This is a genomic window from Actimicrobium antarcticum (assembly GCF_039536745.1).
GTDB classification, from domain to species: domain Bacteria; phylum Pseudomonadota; class Gammaproteobacteria; order Burkholderiales; family Burkholderiaceae_D; genus Actimicrobium; species Actimicrobium antarcticum.
This window is the reverse complement of the sequence record NZ_BAAAZE010000014.1, coordinates 116,869-138,985: the sequence shown is the minus strand read 5'-3', so window position 1 is coordinate 138,985 and position 22,117 is coordinate 116,869. Positions and strand designations below refer to the sequence as shown.

At 51.2% G+C, this 22,117-nt stretch carries 34 protein-coding genes; 33 read left to right on the top strand and 1 reads right to left on the bottom strand.

The window, feature by feature from the left end:
• Positions 1–113 precede the first annotated feature (113 nt).
• From fusA to ABD720_RS17265, 33 genes are all read left to right on the top strand, one after another.
• A complete protein-coding gene (fusA, locus tag ABD720_RS17425) occupies positions 114–2,219 on the top strand; it encodes an elongation factor G (RefSeq protein WP_344765270.1) in 2,106 nt (701 codons plus the stop codon).
• Positions 2,220–2,298: 79 nt separating this feature from the next.
• Positions 2,299–3,489 (top strand): elongation factor Tu, encoded by a 1,191-nt coding sequence (tuf, locus tag ABD720_RS17420; protein WP_344765268.1) that lies wholly within the window; start codon positions 2,299–2,301, stop codon positions 3,487–3,489.
• 79 nt (positions 3,490–3,568) lie between these two features.
• Complete coding sequence (rpsJ, locus tag ABD720_RS17415; protein ID WP_322123690.1) at positions 3,569–3,886, top strand: 30S ribosomal protein S10; 318 nt, start codon at positions 3,569–3,571, stop codon at positions 3,884–3,886.
• Positions 3,887–4,043: 157 nt separating this feature from the next.
• Complete coding sequence (gene rplC, locus ABD720_RS17410) at positions 4,044–4,712, top strand: 50S ribosomal protein L3 (RefSeq protein ID WP_344765265.1); 669 nt, start codon at positions 4,044–4,046, stop codon at positions 4,710–4,712.
• A 3-nt stretch (positions 4,713–4,715) separates the two neighbouring features.
• The gene (gene rplD, locus ABD720_RS17405; RefSeq protein ID WP_344765263.1) at positions 4,716–5,339 is read left to right on the top strand and encodes a 50S ribosomal protein L4; all 624 of its coding nucleotides are present in this window, start codon (positions 4,716–4,718) and stop codon (positions 5,337–5,339) included.
• A complete protein-coding gene (rplW, locus tag ABD720_RS17400) occupies positions 5,336–5,653 on the top strand; it encodes a 50S ribosomal protein L23 (protein ID WP_344765261.1) in 318 nt (105 codons plus the stop codon). The genes rplD and rplW overlap by 4 nt, the downstream gene beginning before the upstream one ends.
• On the top strand, positions 5,653–6,480 hold the full coding sequence (rplB, locus tag ABD720_RS17395; protein ID WP_344765259.1) for a 50S ribosomal protein L2: 828 nt from the start codon (positions 5,653–5,655) through the stop codon (positions 6,478–6,480). Before rplW ends, rplB begins: the two co-directional genes overlap by 1 nt.
• 9 nt (positions 6,481–6,489) lie before the next feature.
• On the top strand, positions 6,490–6,765 hold the full coding sequence (gene rpsS, locus ABD720_RS17390; RefSeq protein WP_008113170.1) for a 30S ribosomal protein S19: 276 nt from the start codon (positions 6,490–6,492) through the stop codon (positions 6,763–6,765).
• A 6-nt stretch (positions 6,766–6,771) separates the two neighbouring features.
• Positions 6,772–7,104: a 50S ribosomal protein L22 gene (rplV, locus tag ABD720_RS17385; RefSeq protein ID WP_009665822.1), complete on the top strand. Its 333-nt coding sequence runs from the start codon at positions 6,772–6,774 to the stop codon at positions 7,102–7,104.
• 9 nt (positions 7,105–7,113) lie between these two features.
• Positions 7,114–7,971, top strand: coding sequence for a 30S ribosomal protein S3 (gene rpsC, locus ABD720_RS17380; RefSeq protein ID WP_344765256.1), 858 nt, complete (start codon positions 7,114–7,116; stop codon positions 7,969–7,971).
• A gap of 2 nt (positions 7,972–7,973) precedes the next feature.
• Entirely contained in the window at positions 7,974–8,393 is a 420-nt protein-coding gene (rplP, locus tag ABD720_RS17375) for a 50S ribosomal protein L16 (protein ID WP_040723969.1), read from the top strand.
• Between the two features lie 11 nt (positions 8,394–8,404).
• Positions 8,405–8,596, top strand: a complete 192-nt coding sequence (rpmC, locus tag ABD720_RS17370; RefSeq protein ID WP_344765253.1) for a 50S ribosomal protein L29 — start codon at positions 8,405–8,407, stop codon at positions 8,594–8,596.
• Complete coding sequence (gene rpsQ, locus ABD720_RS17365) at positions 8,596–8,868, top strand: 30S ribosomal protein S17 (RefSeq protein WP_344765251.1); 273 nt, start codon at positions 8,596–8,598, stop codon at positions 8,866–8,868. The genes rpmC and rpsQ overlap by 1 nt, the downstream gene beginning before the upstream one ends.
• Positions 8,869–9,082: 214 nt before the next feature.
• Positions 9,083–9,451: a 50S ribosomal protein L14 gene (rplN, locus tag ABD720_RS17360; RefSeq protein WP_009665817.1), complete on the top strand. Its 369-nt coding sequence runs from the start codon at positions 9,083–9,085 to the stop codon at positions 9,449–9,451.
• A gap of 9 nt (positions 9,452–9,460) precedes the next feature.
• The gene (gene rplX, locus ABD720_RS17355) at positions 9,461–9,775 is read left to right on the top strand and encodes a 50S ribosomal protein L24 (protein ID WP_344765249.1); all 315 of its coding nucleotides are present in this window, start codon (positions 9,461–9,463) and stop codon (positions 9,773–9,775) included.
• A gap of 5 nt (positions 9,776–9,780) precedes the next feature.
• On the top strand, positions 9,781–10,320 hold the full coding sequence (gene rplE, locus ABD720_RS17350; RefSeq protein WP_040723959.1) for a 50S ribosomal protein L5: 540 nt from the start codon (positions 9,781–9,783) through the stop codon (positions 10,318–10,320).
• Positions 10,321–10,327: 7 nt separating this feature from the next.
• Positions 10,328–10,633: a 30S ribosomal protein S14 gene (gene rpsN / locus ABD720_RS17345; RefSeq protein ID WP_344765245.1), complete on the top strand. Its 306-nt coding sequence runs from the start codon at positions 10,328–10,330 to the stop codon at positions 10,631–10,633.
• Between the two features lie 14 nt (positions 10,634–10,647).
• Complete coding sequence (gene rpsH, locus ABD720_RS17340) at positions 10,648–11,043, top strand: 30S ribosomal protein S8 (RefSeq protein ID WP_322123682.1); 396 nt, start codon at positions 10,648–10,650, stop codon at positions 11,041–11,043.
• Positions 11,044–11,053: 10 nt separating this feature from the next.
• A complete protein-coding gene (gene rplF / locus ABD720_RS17335; RefSeq protein ID WP_344765241.1) occupies positions 11,054–11,587 on the top strand; it encodes a 50S ribosomal protein L6 in 534 nt (177 codons plus the stop codon).
• 12 nt (positions 11,588–11,599) lie between these two features.
• Entirely contained in the window at positions 11,600–11,962 is a 363-nt protein-coding gene (rplR, locus tag ABD720_RS17330) for a 50S ribosomal protein L18 (RefSeq protein ID WP_344765239.1), read from the top strand.
• Positions 11,963–11,974: 12 nt separating this feature from the next.
• The gene (gene rpsE / locus ABD720_RS17325) at positions 11,975–12,493 is read left to right on the top strand and encodes a 30S ribosomal protein S5 (RefSeq protein WP_009665904.1); all 519 of its coding nucleotides are present in this window, start codon (positions 11,975–11,977) and stop codon (positions 12,491–12,493) included.
• A 10-nt stretch (positions 12,494–12,503) separates the two neighbouring features.
• Positions 12,504–12,683 carry a 50S ribosomal protein L30 gene (rpmD, locus tag ABD720_RS17320; protein ID WP_344765237.1) on the top strand — a complete coding sequence of 60 codons (180 nt, stop codon included), beginning with the start codon at positions 12,504–12,506 and terminating at the stop codon, positions 12,681–12,683.
• 26 nt (positions 12,684–12,709) lie between these two features.
• On the top strand, positions 12,710–13,141 hold the full coding sequence (gene rplO, locus ABD720_RS17315; protein WP_344765235.1) for a 50S ribosomal protein L15: 432 nt from the start codon (positions 12,710–12,712) through the stop codon (positions 13,139–13,141).
• Between the two features lie 25 nt (positions 13,142–13,166).
• On the top strand, positions 13,167–14,498 hold the full coding sequence (secY, locus tag ABD720_RS17310) for a preprotein translocase subunit SecY (RefSeq protein ID WP_344765233.1): 1,332 nt from the start codon (positions 13,167–13,169) through the stop codon (positions 14,496–14,498).
• 25 nt (positions 14,499–14,523) lie between these two features.
• Entirely contained in the window at positions 14,524–14,742 is a 219-nt protein-coding gene (infA, locus tag ABD720_RS17305; protein WP_005663428.1) for a translation initiation factor IF-1, read from the top strand.
• A gap of 39 nt (positions 14,743–14,781) precedes the next feature.
• Positions 14,782–14,895, top strand: a complete 114-nt coding sequence (gene rpmJ / locus ABD720_RS17300; protein WP_012081231.1) for a 50S ribosomal protein L36 — start codon at positions 14,782–14,784, stop codon at positions 14,893–14,895.
• A 27-nt stretch (positions 14,896–14,922) separates the two neighbouring features.
• A complete protein-coding gene (gene rpsM, locus ABD720_RS17295; protein ID WP_344765230.1) occupies positions 14,923–15,288 on the top strand; it encodes a 30S ribosomal protein S13 in 366 nt (121 codons plus the stop codon).
• A gap of 40 nt (positions 15,289–15,328) precedes the next feature.
• Positions 15,329–15,733 carry a 30S ribosomal protein S11 gene (gene rpsK / locus ABD720_RS17290; RefSeq protein WP_151632719.1) on the top strand — a complete coding sequence of 135 codons (405 nt, stop codon included), beginning with the start codon at positions 15,329–15,331 and terminating at the stop codon, positions 15,731–15,733.
• Between the two features lie 148 nt (positions 15,734–15,881).
• Positions 15,882–16,505, top strand: coding sequence for a 30S ribosomal protein S4 (gene rpsD, locus ABD720_RS17285; RefSeq protein ID WP_344765225.1), 624 nt, complete (start codon positions 15,882–15,884; stop codon positions 16,503–16,505).
• 96 nt (positions 16,506–16,601) lie between these two features.
• Complete coding sequence (locus tag ABD720_RS17280) at positions 16,602–17,579, top strand: DNA-directed RNA polymerase subunit alpha (RefSeq protein ID WP_344765222.1); 978 nt, start codon at positions 16,602–16,604, stop codon at positions 17,577–17,579.
• 132 nt (positions 17,580–17,711) lie between these two features.
• On the top strand, positions 17,712–18,107 hold the full coding sequence (gene rplQ / locus ABD720_RS17275) for a 50S ribosomal protein L17 (RefSeq protein ID WP_344765220.1): 396 nt from the start codon (positions 17,712–17,714) through the stop codon (positions 18,105–18,107).
• Positions 18,108–18,384: 277 nt separating this feature from the next.
• A complete protein-coding gene (gene dsbD, locus ABD720_RS17270; protein WP_344765218.1) occupies positions 18,385–20,178 on the top strand; it encodes a protein-disulfide reductase DsbD in 1,794 nt (597 codons plus the stop codon).
• A 107-nt stretch (positions 20,179–20,285) separates the two neighbouring features.
• Positions 20,286–20,924, top strand: a complete 639-nt coding sequence (locus tag ABD720_RS17265) for a peroxiredoxin (RefSeq protein ID WP_344765508.1) — start codon at positions 20,286–20,288, stop codon at positions 20,922–20,924.
• 50 nt (positions 20,925–20,974) lie between these two features.
• On the opposite strand, the gene ABD720_RS17260 is transcribed toward ABD720_RS17265, so the two are convergent.
• Positions 20,975–22,078 (bottom strand): magnesium transporter CorA family protein, encoded by a 1,104-nt coding sequence (locus ABD720_RS17260; protein ID WP_344765215.1) that lies wholly within the window; start codon positions 22,076–22,078, stop codon positions 20,975–20,977.
• Positions 22,079–22,117: the final 39 nt, after the last annotated feature.

The following is a 22,117-nucleotide window of genomic DNA, read 5'->3' as shown; positions in this document are numbered from 1 at the left end:
CGGCGTTGTTGCCATGAGCACGCAGCGTAAATCGATAAAGTAACTTGTTCGAGGCCGGGCACATTGAATAGATGGCGCTCGGTTTTGTTCATTAAAAAGATTTAGGATTAACTATGGCCCGCAAGACCCCCATTGAGCGTTATCGGAACATCGGTATTTCTGCTCACATTGATGCAGGTAAAACCACGACGACTGAACGCGTACTGTTTTACACCGGTGTAAATCACAAGATCGGTGAAGTTCATGACGGCGCGGCCACCATGGACTGGATGGAGCAGGAGCAAGAGCGCGGAATCACGATTACTTCCGCTGCAACTACCTGTTTTTGGAAAGGTATGGCTAACAACTTCCCTGAGCATCACATCAATATTATTGATACGCCAGGCCACGTCGACTTCACGATTGAAGTCGAGCGCTCAATGCGCGTTCTAGACGGTGCGTGCATGGTCTACTGTGCAGTCGGTGGAGTCCAGCCCCAGTCTGAGACTGTCTGGCGTCAGGCTAACAAATACGGTGTTCCACGTTTGGCATTCGTCAACAAAATGGACCGTACCGGCGCGAACTTTTTCAAAGTTTACGATCAGATGCGTGCTCGCCTGAAAGCGAATCCGATTCCTGTTCAGATCCCTATCGGCGCCGAAGAGAACTTCCTTGGTGTGGTCGACCTGGTCAAGATGAAGGCGATTTACTGGGATGACGCTTCGCAGGGCATGAAGTTTGACTATCGCGAAATTCCTGAAGAGCTTGTTGAGCAAGCCAAAGAATGGCGCGAGAAAATGGTCGAAGCGGCCGCTGAGGCGACCGAAGAACTGATGAATAAATACCTCGATGAAGGCGACCTGTCGGAAGCTGAAATCAAGGCGGCACTACGTCAACGGACCATTGCTGCAGAAATCGTCCCGATGATGTGTGGCACGGCGTTCAAAAACAAAGGTGTTCAGGCAATGCTGGATGGCGTGATCGAGTACCTGCCTTCACCTGCTGACATCCCGCCAGTCAAGGGCTTGGACGAAGATGACCTGCCAGTCGTACGCAAAGCAGAAGACACCGAGAAATTCTCGGCATTGGCATTCAAGATCATGACGGACCCGTTCGTCGGCCAGCTGATTTTCTTCCGTGTGTATTCAGGCATGATCAAATCCGGTGATACGGTTTTCAATCCGGTGAAGAACAAGAAAGAACGCCTCGGACGTATTTTGCAGATGCATGCAAACCAGCGCGAAGAAATCAAGGAAGTGCATGCAGGCGATATCGCAGCTGCGGTTGGGCTGAAAGACGCTACCACTGGTGAGACCTTGTGTGATCCTTCGGCAATCATCACCCTTGAGCGGATGGTGTTCCCTGAGCCAGTGATTTCTCAGGCCGTTGAGCCGAAAACCAAAGTAGACCAGGAAAAAATGGGTCTGGCTTTGAATCGTCTGGCCCAGGAAGATCCTTCTTTCCGCGTCAAGACGGATGAGGAATCAGGTCAAACCATCATTGGCGGTATGGGTGAGTTGCACCTGGAAATTATCGTTGACCGTATGCGTCGCGAGTTCGGTGTCGAAGCAACTGTCGGTAAGCCGCAAGTTGCCTACCGCGAAACGATTCGCAAAGTTTGCGAAGAGATTGAGGGCAAATTCGTCAAGCAGTCCGGTGGTCGCGGTCAGTACGGTCACGTGGTTCTGAAAATCGAGCCGCAATTGCCAGGTGTTGGTTTCGAATTTGTTGACGCAATCAAGGGCGGTACCGTCCCACGCGAATACATCCCTGCAGTTGAAAAAGGTGTTCGCGAAACATTGACGGCAGGCGTAATGGCCGGCTACCCGGTAGTCGACGTAAAAGTAACATTGTTTTTCGGTTCATACCATGATGTAGACTCGAACGAGAATGCCTTCCGCATGGCAGCATCAATGGCGTTCAAGGACGGTTGCCGCAAGGCTAGCCCGGTCATCCTTGAGCCTATGATGTCGGTTGAAGTAGAAACGCCTGAAGATTATGCCGGTTCGGTAATGGGTGACTTGTCATCACGTCGCGGAATGGTGCAGGGCATGGACGAGATTGCCGGCGGCGGTGGCAAAATCATTAAGGCAGAAGTGCCGCTTTCGGAAATGTTCGGTTATTCGACGTCGTTGCGTTCAGCAACCCAAGGTCGCGCAACCTACACGATGGAATTCAAGCATTATGCGGAAGCGCCGAAGAATGTGACCGAAGCAATTGTCACTTCCAAAGGCAAATAATCAAGTTTGGGTGGTCCGCAGATTCAATGGCGGGCCACAGCATAGATAGATAAATCGTTCTTTTTGAAGGAAGAAAAAAATGGCAAAGAGTAAATTCGAGCGGACCAAACCGCACGTAAACGTAGGCACAATTGGCCACGTCGACCATGGCAAGACCACGCTGACGGCAGCGATTGCTACCGTGCTGTCGAAGAAATTCGGCGGCGAAGCAAAAGCCTACGACCAGATCGATGCAGCACCGGAAGAAAAAGCACGCGGCATCACGATCAACACCGCGCACGTCGAATATGAAACAGCAGCGCGCCACTATGCGCACGTTGACTGCCCAGGCCATGCCGACTATGTGAAAAACATGATTACTGGCGCTGCACAGATGGACGGCGCCATTCTGGTGTGTTCAGCTGCAGACGGCCCGATGCCACAAACCCGCGAGCACATCCTGCTGGCGCGTCAGGTTGGTGTTCCGTACATCATCGTTTTCCTGAACAAGTGCGACATGGTGGATGACGCCGAGCTGCTTGAGTTGGTCGAAATGGAAGTGCGCGAACTGCTAGTCAAGTACGAATTCCCAGGCGACGACCTGCCGATCATCCAGGGTTCAGCCAAGCTGGCACTGGAAGGCGATACAGGTCCGTTGGGCGAGCAGGCAATCATGAAGCTGGCCGACGCTCTCGACACCTATATTCCAACGCCAGAGCGCGCAGTTGACGGTGCTTTCCTGCTGCCAGTTGAAGACGTATTCTCGATCTCGGGTCGCGGTACCGTTGTGACCGGGCGTATCGAGCGCGGCATTGTCAAAGTCGGCGAAGAGCTGGAAATCATCGGCATCCGCGACACACAAAAGACGACCTGCACGGGCGTGGAAATGTTCCGGAAATTGCTCGACCAGGGTCAAGCTGGCGATAACGTTGGCGTGCTGCTGCGCGGTACCAAGCGTGAAGACGTCGAGCGGGGCCAGGTATTGGCGAAGCCGAACTCGATCAAGCCGCATAAGCATTTCACCGGCGAGATCTATGTTCTGTCGAAAGACGAAGGCGGCCGCCATACTCCTTTCTTTAACAACTATCGCCCACAGTTCTACTTCCGTACCACGGACGTGACCGGTTCGATCGAGTTGCCAAAAGACAAAGAAATGGTCATGCCAGGCGATAACGTGTCGATCACGGTTATGCTGATTAACCCGATCGCGATGGAAGAAGGTTTGCGCTTCGCCATCCGTGAAGGTGGTCGTACCGTTGGTGCTGGCGTCGTTGCAAAAATTATTGAGTAATTCCCCAGGCTGCCTATTTGCATAGGTGGCATATCGCCGCGAATGAGATCATTCGCGGCTCGTTCTTTTAAGGATCATCATGTCTAGCCCAAACCAGAAAATCCGCATCCGCCTCAAAGCATTCGACTATCGTCTGATTGACCAGTCTGCACTGGAAATCGTCGAAACAGCGAAGCGTACCGGTGCAGTTGTCAAGGGTCCGGTGCCACTGCCAACCCGTATCCAGCGTTTCGACGTTTTGCGTTCGCCGCACGTCAACAAGACATCGCGCGACCAATTCGAGATTCGTACGCATGTTCGCTTGATGGACATCGTCGACCCTACGGACAAGACAGTCGATGCACTGATGAAACTGGATCTGCCAGCAGGTGTAGACGTAGAAATTAAATTGCAATAATTAAATTATTGAGGTATGTCGATTTCTCGAATTATTTGTTGTAGAAGAATCAGACTGCAGTTATAATTTCCGGCTTCGGTAGGGGAATGTGGTTTTACCAAATTCCCCTACGTTATTTAGTAGTACAAACAACAGCCCTGCCCAATCGTAGGCGGGAATGGAGAAAACAATGAGCCTTGGCCTAGTTGGTCGCAAGGTTGGTATGATGCGTATTTTTACGGATGACGGCGATTCAATTCCGGTTACCGTACTCGACGTTTCTAACAACCGTGTCACTCAAATCAAAACGCCTGAAACAGATGGTTATTCCGCTGTTCAGGTCGCATTCGGTCACCGACGTGCTTCGCGTGTCAATCAAGCATCTGCTGGGCATCATGCCAAAGCAGGCGTTGAAGCTGGTACCGTTCTTAAAGAATTTCGTATCGATGCCACTAAAGCTTTAGAAATGAAAGCTGGCGATATCGTTGCTGCGAGTCTCTTTGAAGTTGGTCAAAAAGTCGATGTGCAAGGCATCTCGATTGGTAAGGGTTACGCCGGTGTCATCAAGCGTTACAACTTTAGCTCGGGTCGCGCCACACACGGTAACTCCCGTTCGCACAATGTGCCAGGTTCCATCGGAATGGCGCAGGACCCAGGTCGAGTTTTCCCTGGTAAGCGCATGACCGGCCACATGGGTGACGTGACTGTCACGACCCAGAACCTCGAAATCGCCCGCATTGATGCCGACCGTCAGTTGTTGCTGATCAAAGGTGCCGTGCCTGGTGCAAAAAATGGCAAGGTTGTTGTATCGCCTGCCGTAAAAATTAAAGCCAAGAAAGGAGCTTAATCAATGGAACTCAAGCTCCTTAATGACCAAGGTCAAGCGGCTTCCGATGTGGCTGCGCCCGATACAGTTTTCGGTCGTGACTACAATGAAGCGCTGATCCACCAGGTCGTCGTTGCCTATCAAGCCAACGCTCGCAGTGGTAACAGCAAGCAAAAAAATCGTGAAGAAGTTCATCACACCACCAAGAAGCCTTGGCGTCAAAAAGGTACGGGCCGCGCCCGTGCTGGTATGTCGTCATCACCTTTGTGGCGTGGCGGCGGTCGGATTTTCCCTAATTCGCCTGACCAGAACTTTTCGCACAAAGTTAACAAGAAGATGTATCGCGCTGGTCTTTGCTCGATCCTGTCGCAGCTGGCCCGTGAAGGTCGTCTGTCAGTGATTGAAGAGATCGCTCTCGAGGCTCCGAAGACCAAACTGTTGTCGGTGAAGTTGAAAGAAATGGGCCTGCTGGAGTCAGTGTTGATTATCGCTGACAGCATCGATGAAAACCTGCTGCTTGCTTCCCGCAATTTGCCGCACGTGCTGATTGTTGAGCCGCGTCACGCTGATCCAGTGTCATTGGTGTTCTACAAGAAAATTGTGATTACCAAGGCTGCATTGGCCAAGATTGAGGAGATGTTGGCATGAGCGCGAATCTGAAATTTAGCGAAGAGCGTTTGATGAAGGTTCTGTTGGCTCCAGTAATTTCGGAGAAAGCAACTTTCGTCGCCGAGAAAAATGAACAAGTAGTTTTTCTGATCATGCCCGACGCAACCAAGCTTGAAGTAAAAGCAGCGGTTGAGTTGCTTTTCAAAGTCGAGGTTGAGTCCGTGCAGGTCGCGAATCGCCAAGGTAAACAAAAGCGCTCGGGTAAATTCAATGGACGCCGCAATCATACGCGCCGTGCATTCGTTTGCCTCAAGCCTGGTCAGGAAATCAACTTCACCGAGGAGGCTAAATAATGGCACTCGTTAAAGTCAAACCAACCTCACCTGGCCGTCGTGGCATGGTCAAGGTTGTCAATGCCGATCTGTACAAGGGTCGTCCATTCGCAGGCTTGATCGAAGCACAATCGAAAAGTGCCGGTCGTAACAACAACGGCCATATCACCACCCGTCATATCGGTGGTGGACACAAGCAGCATTATCGCGTCATTGATTTCCGTCGGATCAAGGATGGTATCCCTGCAAAGGTCGAGCGTATTGAATACGATCCGAACCGGACTGCCAATATTGCTTTGTTGTGCTACGCCGATGGCGAGCGTCATTACATCATTGCTACCAAGGGTATGGCAATCGGCGATCAGCTGATGAACGGCTCCGAAGCGCCGATCAAGTCGGGAAATTGCTTGCCAATTCGCAATATTCCAGTCGGTACGACGATGCACTGCGTCGAAATGCTGCCTGGTAAAGGTGCACAGATGGCTCGTACTGCCGGGGCCGGTGTGGTGCTGATGGCACGTGATGGTACCTACGCGCAAGTTCGCTTGCGTTCAGGGGAAGTGCGTCGCGTGCACGTCGAGTGCCGTGCAACTGTTGGTGAAGTCGGTAACGGCGAGCATAACCTGCGCAAAATCGGTAAAGCCGGTGCAATGCGCTGGCGCGGTGTCCGTCCTACCGTTCGCGGTGTGGTCATGAACCCGGTCGATCATCCACACGGTGGTGGTGAGGGTAAGACAGCTGCCGGTCGTCACCCAGTTTCGCCATGGGGTCAGCAAACCAAGGGCAAGAAGACGCGTCGCAACAAGCGCACCACGTCAATGATCATCTCGCGCCGCGGCAAGAAATAAGGATAAAAAATGACACGTTCATTGAAAAAAGGGCCGTTCTGTGACGCCCACCTTGTGAAGAAGGTTGAGACTGCGCAGGCGATCAAAGACAAAAAGCCAATTAAAACCTGGTCACGTCGCTCGACAATCATGCCGGACTTTATCGGTCTGACGATTGCGGTGCATAACGGCAAGCAGCACGTGCCGGTTTATGTTTCTGAAAACATGGTTGGCCATAAACTTGGTGAATTCGCATTGACCCGGACGTTCAAGGGTCACGCAGCCGATAAGAAGGCTAAGAAATAAGGTCCGATGATGGAAACTAAAGCTACCCTCCGCGGTGTGCGCCTCTCGGCCCAAAAGGGCCGTCTGGTTGCCGATCTTATCCGTGGCAAAAAAGTCGATCAAGCGTTAAACATTTTGCAATTCAGCCCTAAAAAAGGCGCTGTGATTATCAAGCGCGTGCTTGAGTCTGCAATTGCTAACGCAGAGCACAACGACGGTGCCGATATTGATGAGTTGAAAGTTACAACTATATATGTCGAAAAAGGTTCGGTCTTGAAGCGCTTTACAGCGCGTGCAAAAGGCCGTGGTGATCGTATCTCGAAACAATCCTGTCACATCTATGTGACTGTCGGTAACTAAGGGGTCACGATGGGACAGAAGATACATCCAACAGGATTTCGTTTATCCGTTACTCGCAACTGGGGTTCACGTTGGTATGCTGGCAATGCAAATTTTGCCACTATGCTTATCGAAGACCTTAAAGTTCGCGCATACCTGAAAACCAAGCTGAAAAACGCGTCCGTAGGCCGCGTCGTTATTGAACGTCCTGCAAAAAATGCACGGATCACGATTTACAGCTCACGCCCAGGTGTCGTGATCGGTAAAAAAGGTGAAGACATTGAAGTGCTGAAGACAGCGCTCGCGAAAATGATGGGCGTGCCGGTGCACGTGAACATCGAAGAAATTCGCAAGCCAGAGACTGACGCACAACTGATCGCTGACTCGATCGCCCAGCAACTTGAGAAGCGCATTATGTTCCGACGTGCTATGAAGCGCGCGATGCAAAATGCGATGCGGCTTGGTGCTCAGGGTATCAAGATCATGTCGTCTGGTCGTCTAAATGGTATCGAAATTGCTCGTAAAGAATGGTATCGCGAAGGTCGCGTGCCACTTCATACGCTGCGTGCCGATATTGATTATGGCTTTGGCGAGGCATTGACTACCTACGGCATCATTGGTATCAAGGTCTGGGTCTATAAAGGCGATCGCCTGGCAAATGGTGAAACCCCAAATATCGATGTCGTTTCGGACGAAGACAAGAAGCGTCGTGGTCCGCGTCGCGATGATGGAAAACCAAGCTCACGTCCACGTACTGCGCGTCCCGATGGTCAACCTGGTGCTACGGCTCCTGGTGCATCGCCCGCAGCAAAGCGTGTTCGTGCAAAAAAGCCTGACGGTCCTGCTGATGTAGTGGTTCCGGCTTTGGCTGAGAAAGCAGGAGAATAATCATGCTGCAACCAGCACGCAGGAAGTACCGTAAGGAACAAAAGGGTCGTAACAAAGGTATTTCGCATTCAAGAGGGACAGCAGTGTCTTTCGGTGAGTTCGGCCTGAAGGCGATCGGTCGCGGGCGCATTACGGCACGCCAAATCGAAGCTGCACGTCGCGCAATGACGCGTCACATTAAACGTGGCGGTCGGATCTGGATCCGTATTTTCCCGGATAAGCCGATTTCTCAAAAGCCGGCTGAAGTCCGGATGGGTAATGGTAAAGGTAATCCGGAGTATTACGTTGCCGAAATCCAGCCAGGTAAGATGCTGTACGAGATGGATGGCGTCGATGAAACATTGGCTCGCGAGGCGTTCCGTCTTGCGGCTGCTAAATTGCCGCTGTTGACTACGTTCGTCGTTCGTCAAGTCGGCCAATAAAAGGAGTGAATATGAAAACGTCTGAACTCCAGGGCAAGGATCAAGCGGCTTTGACAATTGAACTGAATGCACTGTTGAAGGCGCAATTTGGTCTGCGTATGCAGATTGCCACTCAACAGTTGAATAATACGTCTCAGCTTAAAAAAGTACGCCGTGATATTGCTCGTGTAAAAACTGTCATGAATTCGAAGGACGCCAAATAATGAACGATCCAGTGAAAGTAGCGCTCAAGCGCACGCTGATTGGCAAAGTGGTGTCTGACAAAATGGACAAGACAGTAACTGTGCTAATCGAACGTCATGTTAAACACCCCCTGTACGGGAAAATCATCATGCGTTCAAACAAATACCATGCACACGATGAGGCTAATGCGGCCAAAACCGGTGATACGGTTGAAATCCAGGAAGGCCGTCCGATTTCCAAGACTAAGGCCTGGACAGTAACCCGGGTAGTTCAAGCAGCACAAATAGTTTAAGCAGTAGTTGTAAGTCCAGCATAATGGTGACATAATGCTGGACTTCGCAGTACTTCCTACTTACAGGGTAGGAATTAGGTGAACATAAAGTTCGAGGTTTTGGAAATAGTCCACCCAATCAGGCGAGTCCTACATGGATTTCCTGGCGGGACCAAGACTGACCGTAATGCCGCATTGTGCGGATTGTTCGGGTTAAGTTGGGAAAGAAAATATTATGATTCAAACTGAAAGCCGGCTAGAAGTAGCCGACAATACCGGCGCGCGCGAAGTGATGTGCATTAAGGTTCTCGGTGGTTCCAAGCGTCGTTACGCGGGAATTGGCGATGTGATCAAGGTTACTGTGAAAGTTGCAGCGCCTCGTGGTCGCGTCAAAAAAGGCGAGATCTACAACGCAGTCGTGGTTCGTACAGCTAAAGGCGTTCGTCGACAGGACGGTTCATTGGTGAAATTTGATACCAATGCAGCGGTGCTGCTCAACGCAAAGCTCGAGCCAATTGGCACGCGTATTTTTGGGCCTGTGACACGTGAGCTGCGCACTGAGCGGTTCATGAAAATCGTGTCCCTTGCTCCTGAAGTTTTGTAAGGAGTAACGATGGATAAGATTAAGAAAAACGACGAAGTTATCGTCTTGGCTGGCAAGGACAAAGGCAAGCGCGGACTAGTTCTGAAGCGCGTCGATGTTGAGCACGTCCTGGTTGATGGAGTGAATGTCGCTAAAAAAGCGACCAAGCCCAACCCGATGACTGGTATCACTGGCGGCATCGTTGATAAGCTGATGCCAATTCATGTGTCGAATGTTGCGCTGTTTAACGCGGCAACTGGCAAAGCTGACCGTGTGGGATTTAAAACTGTCGACGGCGGTCTCGTTCGCATTTTCAAGTCCAGCGGTGAAGCTGTAAAGGTTTAAAGATCATGGCCCGTCTCCAAGAGTTCTACAAAGAAAAAATTGTTGCCGATCTGACCGCCAAGTACTCGTACAAGTCGGTGATGGAAGTCCCTCGTATTTTGAAGATCACTCTGAACATGGGGTTGTCCGAGGCGATCGCTGACAAAAAGATTATCGAGCATGCCGTCGGTGACCTGACGAAAATTGCGGGTCAAAAGCCTGTAGTGACCAAAGCACGTAAGGCAATTGCGGGTTTCAAGATCCGTGAAGGTTACCCGATTGGTTGCATGGTTACTCTTCGCGGCGCTCATATGTATGAGTTTCTCGATCGGCTAGTCACGGTGGCTCTGCCACGTGTGCGCGATTTCCGTGGTATCTCGGGTCGTGCGTTTGACGGTCGCGGTAACTACAACATCGGCGTGAAAGAGCAGATCATTTTCCCCGAGATTGAGTACGACAAGATTGATGTGCTGCGTGGTATGAATATTAGCATTACCACCACAGCCAAGACCGACGACGAAGCGAAATCGCTACTCGCCGCCTTTAAATTCCCGTTTAGAAACTGAGGTTGCCATGGCAAAGCTCGCATTGATTAACCGCGAACAAAAGCGTGCAGACCTGGTGAAGAAATTCGCCGGTAAGCGTGCTGCGTTGAAGGCAATCATTGATGACCAATCAAAGTCGGATGAAGAGCGATACGAAGCTCGGCTGAAGCTGCAGGCACTGCCGCGCAATTCGGCTCCGACTCGACAACGCAATCGTTGTGCGTTGACTGGTCGTCCACGTGGCACTTTCCGCAAGTTCGGTCTGGGCCGTATCAAACTCCGTGAAGTCGCCATGCGTGGCGAGATTCCCGGTATGACAAAAGCAAGCTGGTAATAGGAGAATATGCAATGAGTATGAGCGATCCTATCGCCGATATGCTGACCCGTATCCGCAATGCGCAGGTTGTGCAGAAGACCTCGGTATCCATGCCGTCGTCCAAGGTCAAAATTGCAATTGCCAACGTCCTGAAGGACGAGGGTTACATTGAAGATTTCGTTGTTGCCGAAGCAGATGGCAAAGCGGAACTGAAAATCGGTTTGAAGTATTACGCTGGTCGTCCAGTTATTGAGCGCTTGGAGCGCGTTTCCCGTCCCGGGCTACGCATTTACAAGGGCAAGGATGATATTCCTAACGTCATGAACGGGCTGGGTGTGGCAATTGTTTCCACTCCTAAAGGCGTCATGACAGACCGCAAAGCGCGCGCAACCGGTGTCGGTGGCGAAGTTATTTGCTACGTCGCCTAAGGAGTGCAAGATGTCACGAGTAGGTAAAATGCAATTGGCACTGCCGGCCGGTGTCGAGGCGATCATTTCCGATCACGCGATCACCGTCAAGGGTCCGCTTGGTACACTGATCCAGTCGCTCAACGGTCTGGTAAAGATCGAGAACGTCAACGGTTCACTGGTGTTTACTGCAGCTGATGTGAGCCGTGAAGCAAATGCAATGTGGGGAACGCTGCGCGCGCTTGTCGGTAATATGGTTACCGGTGTGACCAAGGGTTTCGAAAAGAAGCTCAATTTGGTCGGCGTGGGATATCGTGCCCAGGCACAAGGTGCCAAGTTGAATTTGTCGCTTGGCTTCTCGCACCCGGTTGTGCATGAAATGCCTGAGGGTGTTACGTGTGTGACCCCAACGCCGACTGAGATTCTCATTAAGGGAATCAACCGTCAGAGCGTTGGTCAGGTTGCCGCCGAAGTCCGCGCTTACCGCCCTCCTGAGCCTTACAAAGGCAAGGGCGTCCGTTATTCGGACGAGGTGGTAACAATTAAAGAAACCAAGAAGAAGTAATAGGGGTTGACGATGGATAAGAAACAATCACGTCTGCGCCGCGCACGCCAAACCCGTGCAAAGATCGCAGAGTTAAAAGTAACTCGCCTCGCTGTGCACCGGACCAACCAGCACATCTATGCAAGTGTTATCGGCTCGGATGCAACTGTACTTGCATCGGCTTCAACGCTCGAGGCTGAAGTCCGCCTTGAGCTGGCCGGTCAGTCTGGCAAAGGTGGCAACGCTGCCGCTGCTGCGCTGGTTGGCAAGCGTGTTGCAGAAAAGGCTCTTGCGGCTGGAATCGCAGAAGTTGCGTTCGATCGTTCGGGTTTTAGATACCACGGCCGTGTCAAGGCAGTTGCCGAAGCGGCTCGTGAAGCTGGTCTGAAGTTCTAAGGAAAATTCATCATGGCAAAAATGCAATCCAAGATGCAAAGCGAAAAGCCAGATGATGGCATGCGCGAGAAAATGATCGCTGTTAATCGCGTGACCAAAGTGGTCAAGGGCGGTCGGATCATGGGCTTCGCCGCACTTGCAGTAGTTGGCGATGGAGAAGGCCGCATCGGTATGGGCAAAGGCAAATCGAAAGAAGTGCCAGTGGCCGTGCAAAAAGCGATGGAGGAAGCTCGTCGCAAGATGATCAAGGTCACCTTGAAAAACGGTACTCTTCAGCACACCGTAACGGGTAAGCATGGTGCGTCATCTGTTCTGATGGCACCAGCAAAAGAGGGTACTGGCGTTATTGCAGGCGGCCCTATGCGCGCTATTTTCGAAGTGATGGGTGTAACCAACGTTGTTGCCAAGTCAAATGGTTCAACGAATCCGTACAACATGGTTCGGGCAACGTTGAATGGCCTGGCCAAAATGAATACTCCATCTGACATCGCTGCAAAACGCGGCAAGTCAGTTGAAGATATTCTGAGCTAAGGTGAATGCTATGACAAATACTGTAAAGGTAACGTTGGTCAAGGGACTGATCGGGACGCGCGAGACGCATCGCGCTACTGTTCGAGGACTTGGGTTGCGTGGAATTAATTCGGTGTCGGAACTCGAAGATACGCCTGCGATTCGCGGCATGATCAACAAGGTTTCATATCTCGTAAAAGTCATTTCGTAGGCTTTTGCTTACGAATAGGAAAAATTATGGAATTGAACAGTATTCAACCGGCAGACGGCGCCAAGCACTACAAGCGTCGTGTTGGTCGCGGAATTGGTTCCGGTATCGGAAAAACGGCTGGTCGTGGACACAAGGGACAAAAGTCCCGTGCCGGTGGCTTTCACAAGGTTGGTTTCGAGGGTGGTCAGATGCCTCTGCAGCGGCGTTTGCCTAAGCGTGGTTTCAAATCGCTTGCTACGCCTTACAAGGCCGAAGTCCGTTTATCGGATCTGGAGCGCTTGCCTGTTGGCGAAGTAGATATTCTCTCTTTGAAGCAAGCTGGCGTCATTTCTGATCTCGCACGTGTGGTTCGAGTCATTCTTTCTGGTGACCTTACCAAGGGTGTTAGCGTAAAAGGCTTGATCGTCACCAAAGGTGCCAAGGCTGCTATTGAAGCCGCTGGTGGTTCCGTTGCGTAATCTCCCAGTTTGATTGGAGCTGTAATTGGCAACTAGTCCTCAGATTGCTAAGAGTGCCTCAAGCGGTTTTCCTTGGGGTCGGCTCTGGTTTTTGCTCTCGGCATTGGTGGTGTTTAGAATCGGAGCGCACATCCCGGTTCCTGGTATCGATCCTCTCCAGCTGTCGCAACTGTTCAAACAGAACCAGAGCGGGATTCTGGGAATGTTCAACATGTTCTCAGGTGGTGCGTTGTCGCGTTTTACCGTGTTCGCTCTTGGAATCATGCCGTACATTTCGGCGTCGATCATCATGCAACTGATGTCGATCGTTTCGCCGCAACTTGAGGCATTGAAAAAAGAGGGTGAGTCGGGTCGCCGAAAGATCACTCAGTACACAAGATACGGAACATTGTTTCTTGCTCTGTTTCAGGCTCTTGGCATTGCGGTGGCGCTAGAGTCTCAAGCCGGTCTGGTATTGGATCCTGGTCTGACATTCAGGTTCACTTGCGTCGTCACTCTGGTCACAGGAACGATGTTTCTTATGTGGCTCGGTGAGCAAATTACAGAGCGTGGCCTTGGGAACGGTATATCGATCATCATTTTTGCAGGTATCGCGGCAGGTTTGCCTACGGCACTGAGCGGGTTGTTTGAATTGGTTCGTACCGGCTCCATGAACGCCTTTTCGGCGATCTTTATTTGTCTGATCGTTGCGGCCGTAACGTTTGTCGTCGTGTTCATTGAGCGGGGCCAGAGAAAGATCTTGGTCAATTACGCGAAGCGCCAGGTCGGTAACAAGATCTACGGTGGACAGAGCAGCCATTTGCCTTTGAAGTTGAACATGGCTGGTGTAATTCCTCCTATTTTCGCTTCATCGATAATCCTGTTTCCAGCGACGATTACGAGCTGGTTCACATCTGGCGACACGACGAACCCATTTGTCCGCTTCCTTAAGGATCTTTCAGCGTCGATGGCGCCGGGCGAGCCGATACATGCGTTATTGTATGCAGTTGCAATTGTTTTCTTTTGCTTCTTCTACACCGCGCTGGTTTTTAACAGCAAGGAAACGGCTGACAACTTGAAGAAGAGTGGGGCTTTTGTTCCGGGTATTCGTCCAGGTGATCAGACAGCGCGGTACATCGACAAGATCCTGACGCGGTTGACCCTTGCAGGTGCGGTGTACATAACGTTGGTATGTCTGTTGCCGGAGTTTCTGGTCGCAAAATACAAGGTTCCGTTTTATTTCGGCGGGACATCTTTATTGATCATCGTGGTGGTAACGATGGATTTTATGGCGCAGGTTCAAAACTACGTCATGTCGCAGCAATACGAATCACTGCTTCGTAAAGCGAATTTCAAGGGCGGAATTCCGACTCGCTAAGCGCCCAGGAGACCGAGCATACCGAATGGCAAAAGACGACGTAATACAAATGCAAGGCGAGATTCTTGAGAATCTGCCCAATGCGACTTTCCGAGTCAAGTTAGAAAACGGGCATGTCGTTCTGGGTCATATTTCTGGAAAAATGCGTATGAACTATATTCGCATTCTTCCTGGCGACAAGGTGACGGTTGAGCTGACGCCTTATGATCTGAGCAGAGCACGCATTGTTTTTAGAACCAAGTAGTTTTAAATTTTATATAGAACTGAAAGAGAGAGGGCTAATATGAAAGTGCTCGCATCAGTTAAGCGGATCTGCCGCAACTGTAAGATCATCAAGCGCAAAGGCGTAGTTCGTGTCATTTGCATCGAACCGCGCCATAAACAGCGCCAAGGTTAATTAACGTTATTTATTGAGGAATAACGAATGGCACGTATTGCAGGGGTAAATATCCCAAATCATCAGCACACCGTAATCGGCTTAACGGCAATTTATGGTGTTGGTCGCCCGCGCGCAGTGAAAATCTGCGAAACTACGGGTGTTCCTTCTACTAAGAAGATTAAAGATCTTGACGACAGCGAACTTGAGAAACTTCGTGACGAAATCGCCAAGTTTGTAGTCGAGGGCGACCTTCGGCGTGAAGTATCCATGAACATCAAGCGATTGATGGATCTGGGTTGCTACCGCGGTTTGCGCCATCGTAAGGGTTTACCTTGCCGCGGACAGCGTACTCGCACAAACGCGCGTACTCGCAAAGGTCCTCGTAAGGCAGCACAGTCGCTGAAAAAATAATCAGACACTTGTTTGATTTGATGGATTCAAGGAAATAATCATGGCAAAAGCCCCAAACAACGCCGCTGCTGCGCGCGTTCGTAAAAAAGTTAAAAAGAATGTTGCTGAGGGAATCGCGCACATCCACGCGTCGTTCAATAACACAATTATTACGATCACCGATCGCCAGGGTAATGCGTTGTCTTGGGCAACGTCAGGTGGCGCTGGATTCAAGGGTTCGCGTAAATCGACTCCGTTTGCTGCCCAGGTTGCTGCTGAAGCGGCTGGCAAGGTTGCAGTTGAGTGCGGTGTGAAGAATCTTGAAGTTCGCATCAAGGGCCCTGGACCTGGTCGCGAGTCTGCAGTTCGTGCGCTGAACAATCTGGGCATCAAAATTACCCAGATTCAGGATGTGACTCCTGTTCCGCATAACGGCTGCCGTCCTCCGAAGCGTCGTCGTATTTGATTCTGTTCTGTTAGACTGTGTGACCTACCGCCAAATCATTTGGCGGTTTTCGTTATTAAGCCCACCGTTTGGTTGCATGAAAACCAGACTAGCGCTTTTGTAGGGAAGGTTACTTCTCTCAGGGGCGTCATACTTCAAAGGAATCACCGTGGCACGTTATATTGGCCCTAAGGCAAAGCTTTCCCGTCGTGAAGGTACGGACCTCTTTCTGAAGAGTGCTCGTCGTTCGCTGGACTCAAAATGCAAACTTGACTCGAAGCCAGGTCAGCATGGCCGCACTTCTGGTGCGCGTACTTCCGACTACGGCAATCAGCTGCGTGAAAAACAAAAAGTAAAGCGCATGTACGGTGTGATGGAGCGTCAATTCCGCCGCTACTTCGCCGAAGCTGATCGGCGCAAAGGTAATACTGGCGAGACGTTGTTAAAGTTGCTCGAAGCTCGTCTGGACAACGTTGTTTACCGTATGGGTTTTGGTTCCACCCGTGCTGAAGCGCGTCAGCTTGTTTCGCACAAAGCATTCACAGTCAACGCAATCGTGGTCAACATCGCTTCATATCAAGTCAAAGCTGGCGATGTCGTTGCTGTTCGTGAAAAAGCAAAGAAGCAAGTGCGTATCGTTGAAGCGCTGTCACTGGCCGAGCAGATTGGCATGCCAACATGGGTATCAGTTGACCCTAAGAAGATGGAAGGAACATTCAAGTCTGTTCCTGATCGTAGCGAAATCGCTCACGATGTCAATGAATCGCTGATCGTCGAACTGTATTCCCGTTAATAGATTATTGATGGCCCACTGATTTTCAGTGGGCCTTTTGGTCTTGCCGTCAGCCTTACCGGTGTAATGAGCCGGGGGTATTGAAAAGGACATTTCATGCAGAATAGTTTGTTAAAGCCACGCATTATCGAAGTTGAAGCGCTGGGCGCAGGTCATGCAAAAGTCGTCATGGAGCCTTTCGAGCGTGGCTATGGCCACACATTAGGTAACGCGCTGCGTCGTGTCCTCTTGTCGTCCATGGTTGGTTACGCGCCTACAGAAGTGACAATCGCTGGTGTCGTGCACGAGTATTCTTCGCTGGATGGCGTGCAGGAAGACGTCGTCGATTTGCTGTTGAATTTGAAGGGTGTCGTATTCAAGCTGCACAATCGCGATGAAGTGACGTTGACGTTAAAAAAAGAAGGCGAGGGCGAGGTACTTGCTTCTGATATCGACCTTCCGCACGATGTTGAGCTGATCAACCCTTCGCACGTGATTGCGCATCTGACCGCTGGCGGTAAGCTTGACATGCAGATCAAGGTCGAAAAAGGCCGTGGCTATGTGCCAGGAAACGTCCGTCGCTTGGCGGAAGATACCAACAAGACGATTGGTCGCATCATTTTGGATGCATCGTTTTCTCCTGTTCGTCGTGTGTCTTACTTCGTTGAGTCGGCGCGTGTAGAGCAAAGAACTGATCTGGACAAGTTGGTAATCAACATCGAGACAAACGGTGTTATTTCACCGGAAGAAGCGATTCGTCAATCGGCTCGTGTGCTTGTCGATCAGTTGAATGTGTTCGCGGCTCTTGAAGGAACGGAAGCCGCTGCCGAGGCGCCTTCGCGTGCTCCTTCAGTTGATCCGATCCTGCTGCGCCCGGTAGACGACCTTGAGTTGACGGTGCGTTCAGCGAATTGTCTGAAGGCCGAAAACATCTATTACATCGGTGACCTGATCCAGCGTAGCGAAAACGAGTTGCTGAAGACGCCAAATCTGGGTCGCAAGTCGTTGAACGAGATTAAGGAAGTATTGGCTTCCCGCGGTCTGACATTGGGCATGAAGCTCGAAAACTGGCCACCAGCCGGCCTGGAAAAATAAGCTGTTATTTGGTACTGCCGGGGTCCATAATATGGCCTCGGCTTTTTTATGAACACACTACCGGCCCGCGACCAGGCAACATGCCCTGTCGATCGAAGAGCTGGATTTAATTGATAACTGAAAGGTTTTACTATGCGTCATCGTCACGGTCTTCGTAAATTAAATCGCACATCATCCCACCGTCTTGCAATGCTGCGCAACATGACAGTGTCCCTGTTGCGTCATGAAGCAATCAAAACGACCTTGCCGAAGGCTAAAGAGCTGCGTCGTGTCATCGAACCAATCCTGACTCTGGGCAAGACCGATACGCTTGCAAACAAGCGCCTCGCTTTTAACCGTCTTCGCGATCGTGAAATGGTCGTCAAGCTGTTTGCCGAACTGGGTCCGCGTTATGCCAATCGTAATGGTGGATATCTGCGCATCTTGAAGATGGGCTTCCGCGTTGGTGACAACGCGCCGATGGCTTACATCGAGCTGCTGGACCGTCCGGACGAAACAGAAGCTGTCGACATGGAAGAAGCTGCATAATTTCTTTTGCGTTAAAGAACATAAAAAAGCCAGGTGATCCCTGGCTTTTTTGTTTTTTATACGCTGCTGTCCTTATGTCTCATCTGGGGAATAGTCCGCTTTCCCATTGGCTTGCGCGCAGTTGGCTTCGGCCATCAGTGTCGGCGTCAGGTTCATCGCCGTGGCGTCGCGAGCGCAGTCTCGCCTGTTGTGCGAGTATGGCGCGATAGAAGAAATTTGCTTGCTTCGATCTCGTTTTATTTACTCCGCGATAACTCATCAAATTGGAAAAGTGTTAATGCTAGTCAATCTTTACCGACGGTTAGGTCATTTCTTATGGTGTAGTCTGATTCTTATATGCTCCTACACGCCACCAGTAGCTTTCGCTGCTGATGAGTATCTCGAGCCCGAGAAGGCCTTCCAGTTTTCAGCAGAAATTCTTTCCCCTGGTGTAATAGCAGTGAGCTATAAAATTGCGGATGGCTACTATATGTATCGGGATCACTTTCGATTCAAGGCAGGCCAGGCGACGTTGAAAAATGCGGAGTTCCCACCGGGAAAGGTGAAATTTGATGAAACGTTTCAAAAAAATGTTGAAACCTACCGAACTTCAGTAACGATTCTGGTCCCGTTTTCAGCTGCTGGCGGGTTTTCCTTCACCGCCACGGGCCAGGGTTGCGCAGACGCGGGGCTTTGTTACGCACCCATGGACAGCGTCGCTCGACTCGGTGCAGGCTCGGGGGGGCTATTCTCTGGATTGAGTTCAGGCGCTAGCAGTAGCACCGGTCCGAACGGACCCCCGTCGGTCACACCGTCAGTGGCGACATCATCGTCGACAGAATCGGGGCGGATCGAGTCGGCGCTCAAGAGTGGTCGATTGATTTTGATTCTGCCACTGTTCTTTTTGTTGGGTCTGGGCCTGTCCTTCACGCCTTGTGTACTACCGATGGTCCCGATTTTGTCATCCATTATTATTGGCGAAGGTGTGAGAGTTAGCCGAGGGCGTGGGTTCCTGTTGTCGGCAACTTACGCGTTTGGCATGGCGGTTGTCTACACGGCGCTAGGGGTCGCGGCTGGGTTGATCGGCGAAGGTTTGTCAGCGACGCTACAAAATCCATGGGTGTTATCGGGCTTTGCGTTTCTGATGGTGGGACTGTCGTTATCGATGTTTGGGGTCTACGCGTTGGAGGTGCCGACAGTTTTCCAGCAGCACTTGATATCGGCGTCAGGCAACCAGCGATCCGGAAAGTTAGTTGGCGTCTTTATTATGGGGGCGCTATCAGCTCTGATCGTCGGTCCCTGTGTCGCTGCGCCGTTAGCTGGTGCACTGGTGTATATCAGTCAAACCCGTGATGTTTTGATCGGTGGCGGGGCGCTATTTTCGATGGCGGTTGGCATGAGCGTGCCACTACTTTTGCTCGGTTTGTCTGCCGGCACTTTGTTGCCGAGGGCAGGCGCATGGATGGAGTCGGTTAAGAAATTTTTTGGCGTATTGATGCTCGCAGTCGCTTTATGGATGGTGAGCCCGGTACTAACTCCCGTGGTGCAAATGTTGGCCTGGGCCCTCATCGGGATCGGGTACGGCATGTATTTGCTGACCCAAAAGCGCTCTGGCTGGATGTCTAAGTGTGTCGGGATGGTATTTGCTGCATTTGGCTTGATGCAATTGGTTGGTGTTGCCAGCGGTGGTCGCGACGTTCTTGCTCCTCTTGCGCATTTGTCATCGACTCCGCACGTGAAAGTTACCTTCTTGAAGGTGAAATCTCTGGCTGAACTCAATACGGCATTAGAGAAAGCCGGTAGCAAGACGGTGATGCTGGATTTCTACGCAGATTGGTGCGTGTCCTGTAAAGAAATGGAGAAACTGACGTTCGCAGATCCGGCAATTCAACCTCGTCTTGAGCAAATGGTGCTGCTGCAGGCTGACGTGACTGACAACAATGTCGATGACAAGGCATTGCTCAAACGGTTCGGACTGTTTGGTCCGCCAGGCATTATTTTCTTCCGTAACCGCGAAGAATTATCAGGAACGCGGGTAATTGGATACCAAAACGCCGAGCGATTTAGTGTGTCATTACCCCGGGCAGAATAATTGCCAATGGTAAGCAAGACGGCGTGATTGTTTTCGACATTCGTTAGTATTTTTTTAAAAACGCCTTGGCAGGCGTGATAGTGAAATTCTTATTCGAGGAGACTGTTATGACATTACGATTAGGTGACGTTGCACCGGATTTTGAACAGGATAGTTCAATTGGGCGACTTAAATTTCATGACTGGGCTGGAAAATCCTGGGTGGTGCTGTTTTCCCATCCGGCTGATTTCACACCAGTGTGTACGACGGAGCTGGGACTAACCGCCAAACTCAAGCCAGAATTTGACAAGCGTAACGTCAAGGCGATCGCTCTGTCGGTGGATGCTGCTGATCGGCACGTGCAATGGATCAAGGATATTGAAGAAACGCAAAAAACGGTTGTCGGCTTCCCTGTTATTGCAGATGCTGACAAGTCTGTTTCGACGTTGTACGACATGATCCATCCGAACCAGTCAGAGACGATGACGGTCCGTGCGTTGTTCGTGATCGATCCGGCGAAGAAGATCAGACTGATGATGACGTATCCGATGAGCACCGGGCGCAATTTTGACGAGGTGTTGCGAGTGATCGATGCGCTTCAGCTTACCGATAACTACACCGTAGCGACGCCTGGCAACTGGCGCGATGGTGACGACGTCATCATTCCCTTGTCAATTCAGGACGCGGAAGTCATTCGTCAGAAATATCCGAAAGGCTTTACTGCCGCAACCCCGTATTTGCGGATGACGCCCCAGCCGAACAAATAGGATGTCTGGCAATCCAACGCAGCCGCGGCTGCGTTTTTTATACTCGTTGGTTACTCATCAAGATAGCGCTTGCGTCGGAAAAACAGCAGAAGTCCCACTACGATTACCGCCATTCCTCCCATCGTTAGCCAGAAGCCTTCCTTGTTCTTCAAGAGCGGCATCACGTCGAAATTCATACCGAATATTCCGGTAACCAGAGTGAGTGGCATGAATAACGCGGTGATGACCGTCAGCGTGCGCATGATTTCACTAGTGCGATGCGACATTGCCGAGAAATGGATTTGTACCGCAGACTCAAGCGACGATTCCAGCCGACGTGCGTGATTCAATACGCGGCCGACATGTTCGATGACATCGTTGACCCGTACCAGCAGATGGTCCTTGGTACGGTCATTGTCGGTCTCCCGATACGTATCGATCAACTGATCCCGCAACTCCTGCAACGCGTCGTGTTGTTCCTCGCATAAGTGGTCTAGCTTCCTCAACGCGATACGTGCATCCAGCAAGGCAAGCCAGTCGTTGAACGGACGTCGCGGATTCAATAGCGCACGCTGCCAGCGGTCGATTTGTACAGTGAGTGGCTGTCTCAGGTCGAGATATTGATCCACCATCAGATTTAGCAACCGCAACATCCATTCCTGCGGTGACGCCGGCAAGCGACCGTTGCGGGGACTACTCCCGTTGCTCTGGTGCCTGTAGTCGAGTAGTTTTGCCCGAGCCGTATTGATGGTGCGGGCATCCCGGGCATGGACGGTAATGAGCAGCTGGTCTGCAACAATGAATGTGACTGGATGCGTCAGGAGCTTCTTGAGCGCGGATGGAATTCGTCCGGTGTCGTCTTTATTCTCTCGCGGCGCCGGCAGATCGGTGGCAGCGGCAGTGTTAGTCGGCAGCGCCAACTTACGAAAGACGACCATGTCGTAGTCGTGCGTCGAATCGAAATACGATGAATGCGTAAGATTCATCACATCGGATAAATGCAGGTCAAAAATGGTTACACCAGTAACGCGGGCAATCTCGTCGCGCCACGCCTCGATATTGGGAGCGATGTCCTCTCTGGTGACGTCGATCCACAGAAAGCCGTCTTCCGGTAGCGATGTCGGAGACGCGACATACTGCGTAACGTGGTCCGTCGTAATATGAAAAAAATCCATGGAATGCTTTTCCTGTACAGCGCACGTTGGCAAAGCGGC

Bases quoted from the DNA above. Each gene is read 5' to 3' on its own strand.
- fusA (WP_344765270.1), top strand. From the start codon at position 114: ATGGCCCGCAAGACCCCCATTGAGCGTTATCGGAACATCGGTATTTCT.
- tuf (WP_344765268.1), top strand. From the start codon at position 2,299: ATGGCAAAGAGTAAATTCGAGCGGACCAAACCGCACGTAAACGTAGGC.
- rpsJ (WP_322123690.1), top strand. From the start codon at position 3,569: ATGTCTAGCCCAAACCAGAAAATCCGCATCCGCCTCAAAGCATTCGAC.
- rplC (WP_344765265.1), top strand. From the start codon at position 4,044: ATGGAGAAAACAATGAGCCTTGGCCTAGTTGGTCGCAAGGTTGGTATG.
- rplD (WP_344765263.1), top strand. From the start codon at position 4,716: ATGGAACTCAAGCTCCTTAATGACCAAGGTCAAGCGGCTTCCGATGTG.
- rplW (WP_344765261.1), top strand. From the start codon at position 5,336: ATGAGCGCGAATCTGAAATTTAGCGAAGAGCGTTTGATGAAGGTTCTG.
- rplB (WP_344765259.1), top strand. From the start codon at position 5,653: ATGGCACTCGTTAAAGTCAAACCAACCTCACCTGGCCGTCGTGGCATG.
- rpsS (WP_008113170.1), top strand. From the start codon at position 6,490: ATGACACGTTCATTGAAAAAAGGGCCGTTCTGTGACGCCCACCTTGTG.
- rplV (WP_009665822.1), top strand. From the start codon at position 6,772: ATGATGGAAACTAAAGCTACCCTCCGCGGTGTGCGCCTCTCGGCCCAA.
- rpsC (WP_344765256.1), top strand. From the start codon at position 7,114: ATGGGACAGAAGATACATCCAACAGGATTTCGTTTATCCGTTACTCGC.
- rplP (WP_040723969.1), top strand. From the start codon at position 7,974: ATGCTGCAACCAGCACGCAGGAAGTACCGTAAGGAACAAAAGGGTCGT.
- rpmC (WP_344765253.1), top strand. From the start codon at position 8,405: ATGAAAACGTCTGAACTCCAGGGCAAGGATCAAGCGGCTTTGACAATT.
- rpsQ (WP_344765251.1), top strand. From the start codon at position 8,596: ATGAACGATCCAGTGAAAGTAGCGCTCAAGCGCACGCTGATTGGCAAA.
- rplN (WP_009665817.1), top strand. From the start codon at position 9,083: ATGATTCAAACTGAAAGCCGGCTAGAAGTAGCCGACAATACCGGCGCG.
- rplX (WP_344765249.1), top strand. From the start codon at position 9,461: ATGGATAAGATTAAGAAAAACGACGAAGTTATCGTCTTGGCTGGCAAG.
- rplE (WP_040723959.1), top strand. From the start codon at position 9,781: ATGGCCCGTCTCCAAGAGTTCTACAAAGAAAAAATTGTTGCCGATCTG.
- rpsN (WP_344765245.1), top strand. From the start codon at position 10,328: ATGGCAAAGCTCGCATTGATTAACCGCGAACAAAAGCGTGCAGACCTG.
- rpsH (WP_322123682.1), top strand. From the start codon at position 10,648: ATGAGTATGAGCGATCCTATCGCCGATATGCTGACCCGTATCCGCAAT.
- rplF (WP_344765241.1), top strand. From the start codon at position 11,054: ATGTCACGAGTAGGTAAAATGCAATTGGCACTGCCGGCCGGTGTCGAG.
- rplR (WP_344765239.1), top strand. From the start codon at position 11,600: ATGGATAAGAAACAATCACGTCTGCGCCGCGCACGCCAAACCCGTGCA.
- rpsE (WP_009665904.1), top strand. From the start codon at position 11,975: ATGGCAAAAATGCAATCCAAGATGCAAAGCGAAAAGCCAGATGATGGC.
- rpmD (WP_344765237.1), top strand. From the start codon at position 12,504: ATGACAAATACTGTAAAGGTAACGTTGGTCAAGGGACTGATCGGGACG.
- rplO (WP_344765235.1), top strand. From the start codon at position 12,710: ATGGAATTGAACAGTATTCAACCGGCAGACGGCGCCAAGCACTACAAG.
- infA (WP_005663428.1), top strand. From the start codon at position 14,524: ATGGCAAAAGACGACGTAATACAAATGCAAGGCGAGATTCTTGAGAAT.
- rpmJ (WP_012081231.1), top strand. From the start codon at position 14,782: ATGAAAGTGCTCGCATCAGTTAAGCGGATCTGCCGCAACTGTAAGATC.
- rpsM (WP_344765230.1), top strand. From the start codon at position 14,923: ATGGCACGTATTGCAGGGGTAAATATCCCAAATCATCAGCACACCGTA.
- rpsK (WP_151632719.1), top strand. From the start codon at position 15,329: ATGGCAAAAGCCCCAAACAACGCCGCTGCTGCGCGCGTTCGTAAAAAA.
- ABD720_RS17280 (WP_344765222.1), top strand. From the start codon at position 16,602: ATGCAGAATAGTTTGTTAAAGCCACGCATTATCGAAGTTGAAGCGCTG.
- rplQ (WP_344765220.1), top strand. From the start codon at position 17,712: ATGCGTCATCGTCACGGTCTTCGTAAATTAAATCGCACATCATCCCAC.
- dsbD (WP_344765218.1), top strand. From the start codon at position 18,385: ATGCTAGTCAATCTTTACCGACGGTTAGGTCATTTCTTATGGTGTAGT.
- ABD720_RS17265 (WP_344765508.1), top strand. From the start codon at position 20,286: ATGACATTACGATTAGGTGACGTTGCACCGGATTTTGAACAGGATAGT.
- ABD720_RS17260 (WP_344765215.1), bottom strand. From the start codon at position 22,078: ATGGATTTTTTTCATATTACGACGGACCACGTTACGCAGTATGTCGCG.